The sequence below is a fragment of the Pseudoalteromonas sp. SG43-7 genome, from assembly GCF_014164295.1.
Lineage (GTDB): Bacteria > Pseudomonadota > Gammaproteobacteria > Enterobacterales > Alteromonadaceae > Pseudoalteromonas > Pseudoalteromonas rhizosphaerae.
The window spans coordinates 1-707 of sequence record NZ_JACJEY010000163.1 but is presented as its reverse complement, the minus strand read 5'-3'; the positions used below and the strand labels follow the sequence as shown (position 1 = coordinate 707).

General features: G+C 36.1%; 1 protein-coding gene and 1 rRNA gene. One reads left to right on the top strand and one right to left on the bottom strand.

Annotation, left to right across the window (positions count from 1 at the left end):
* Window positions 1-165: 165 nt before the first annotated feature.
* Entirely contained in the window at window positions 166-390 is a 225-nt protein-coding gene (locus tag H5200_RS23300) for a hypothetical protein (RefSeq protein WP_182762863.1), read from the top strand.
* Window positions 391-575: 185 nt separating this feature from the next.
* Here H5200_RS23300 and rrf read toward each other — a convergent pair.
* Window positions 576-690, bottom strand: a 5S ribosomal RNA gene (gene rrf, locus H5200_RS23295).
* Between the last annotated feature and the right edge of the window lie 17 nt (window positions 691-707).

Here is a 707-nt window from a genome sequence, read left to right as displayed (position 1 = left end):
CTCGCATTAGGCTCTTTACGTGATAAAGCTAAAAGTTGCTTGGATTTTTCTAAGTTCAATTTAGTAAAAGTAGATAAGTATCAGTGTGCTAATTAGATCACATAATTTGGCAGATTGGTATTAATAGCTGACCACAAGCAGCAGTTAGAGCAAATAAAGTCGACTATGAGTGAAGACGATTTAGCGAACTTTGAAGCCATTTATAATGAAACTGTAAATGCAGTTGTAGAAAAGAAGCTCGATGCTATAAATGCATCGTGTGATAAGATTGAAGCAGTAAGTAAAGAAGTTATAGAACAAGATGAAAAAGACCAAGAAAACTTCCGTATTCTGTCTTACGTTATGGCAGTAATTATTTTTATAGTTATTGTTGTTAATGTCACAAGTTAACCAATCTGACAAGCATTTTGGACTTTCATTATTTTAAAGACTGTTTAAAATGCTATCCCACTAAATCCCAAGTCATCCCCGCTTATCCCATATTTTTCGCGAATTTTATTATCTAGTTTTCTTAACTTGGATCATACAGACGTAAAAAAGCCGCTTCATTTCTGAAGCGGCTTTCTCAATTTGGAGCCTGGTAATGTCCTACTTTCACATAGCAAATGCTACACTATCATCGGCGCTGTTTCGTTTCACTACTGAGTTCGGCATGGGGTCAGGTGGGTCCAAAACGCTATTGTTACCAAGCAAATACGGTGTTAATC